The sequence below is a fragment of the Dietzia sp. DQ11-44 genome (assembly GCF_014145205.1).
GTDB classification, from domain to species: domain Bacteria; phylum Actinomycetota; class Actinomycetes; order Mycobacteriales; family Mycobacteriaceae; genus Dietzia; species Dietzia natronolimnaea.
In genome coordinates, this window is record NZ_JAALEC010000695.1 from 1 (window position 1) to 1,656 (window position 1,656).

Below are 1,656 nucleotides of genomic sequence, written 5' to 3' on the forward strand. Positions count from 1 at the left end.
CGACGACGCCCCGGCTCCGGTGGCGGTGTGAACCCGCCTGACCGTGGAGCCGGGGCGTCGTGGTGTCCTCGTCCGGCCCGGACCTCAGACCGCGTAGGAGCGGAGCTTGTCGGCGCGGCGCCCTTCACGGAGCTTCGCCATGACCTCGCGCTCGATCTGGCGGACGCGCTCACGCGAGAGCCCGAAACGCTTGCCGATCTGATCGAGGGTGCGGGGCTGGCCGTCATCGAGACCGAACCGCAGTGTGATGACCTGCTGTTCGCGCTCCTCCAGCGTGGACAGGACCGCACGGACGTCCGAGTGCATGACGTTGGTGACGACCGTGTTCTCGGCGCTGGTGGCCTCGGCGTCCTCGATGAAGTCGCCCAACGGCGCCTCCTCGTCCGCGCCGACGGGCATGTCCAGGCTCACCGGGTCGCGCGAGTGGTCGAGCAACTCCTCGATCTTGTGCGCGGGGATCCCCGACTCCTCCGCCAGCTCGTCGAGGGTCGCCTCGCGACCGAGCTGCTGGTGGAGCTCCCGCTTGATGCGGGCGAGCTTGTTGACCTGCTCGACCAGGTGCACGGGGAGCCGGATGGTGCGGGACTGGTCCGCCATCCCCCGGGTGATCGCCTGGCGGATCCACCACGTGGCGTAGGTCGAGAACTTGAAGCCCTTGGCGTAGTCGAACTTCTCCATGGCCCTGATCAGGCCCAGGTTGCCCTCCTGGATGAGGTCCAGCAGCGGCATGCCGCGCCCCGTGTAGCGCTTGGCGAGTGAGACCACCAGACGCAGGTTGGCCTCGAGGAGGTGCGCGCGGGCGGCCTCGCCCTCCGCGACGATCACCTTGAGGTCGGCCTTCTTGGTGGGGCCCATCCGCTTCTTGGTGGCCAGGAGATGGGCGGCGTAGAGACCGGCCTCGATACGCTTGGAGAGTTCGACCTCGTCCTCCGCGTTCAGCAGAGCCGTCTTGCCGATCCCGTTGAGGTAGACGCGGACGAGGTCCGCGCTGGGGCTCTGGCCATCCGAATCCGCCTCCGTCCGACGGTCCGATCGGGTGGTGGCTGACGTCATGTCTCCTCCTCCTGCCGGCCCGGGGGATCAGAGTCGGCGGTCGGTTGCTGATGGACGGAACGGACGCGTGTCCGGGTCACGGTCACGTACTGCTACAACGGCGGGGGTGCCGGGAATGTTCCCGGGCCCATGACGTCCGTCACGACGTCCGGGAACCCGAGGTGTCGACGAGGACGGTGAACGGGCCGTCGTTCACGGAGCTGACCTGCATCATCGCGCCGAACGCCCCGGTCTCGACCTCGAGTCCCCGCTCACGGAGACCTCGCACCACCGCATCGACCGCGGCCTCGGCCCGAGCCCCGGGCGCCGCGCGGGACCACGACGGTCGGCGCCCCTTGCTCGTCGACCCCATGAGGGTGAACTGGCTGACCACCAGGACGGGCGCGCCGATCTCGACCGCGCCCGCCTCACCCGGCAGGATGCGCAGCTCCGCGATCTTGCGGACCATCGTGGCGACGTCCACCTCGTCGTCGTCGGTCGACACCCCCAGCAGCACCAGCAGCCCGGCGCGGGGGAGTGCGCCCACGATCTCCCCGTCCACGGTGACCGACGCCTCGGTGACGCGCGTGATGACGGCCCTCACCCGCCCACCGGCCCCGGGGT

At 69.9% G+C, this 1,656-nt stretch carries 2 protein-coding genes; both read right to left on the minus strand.

The window, feature by feature from the left end:
* Window positions 1–84 precede the first annotated feature (84 nt).
* Window positions 85–1,053: a sigma-70 family RNA polymerase sigma factor gene (locus G6018_RS15800; RefSeq protein WP_179525209.1), complete on the minus strand. Its 969-nt coding sequence runs from the start codon at window positions 1,051–1,053 to the stop codon at window positions 85–87.
* Window positions 1,054–1,192: 139 nt separating this feature from the next.
* Entirely contained in the window at window positions 1,193–1,636 is a 444-nt protein-coding gene (gene dtd, locus G6018_RS15805) for a D-aminoacyl-tRNA deacylase (RefSeq protein WP_182640123.1), read from the minus strand.
* Window positions 1,637–1,656: the final 20 nt, after the last annotated feature.

What these genes read in the sequence shown, in the direction of transcription:
- G6018_RS15800 (WP_179525209.1), bottom strand. Translation starts at nt 1,053, where the DNA reads ATGACGTCAGCCACCACCCGATCGGACCGTCGGACGGAGGCGGATTCG.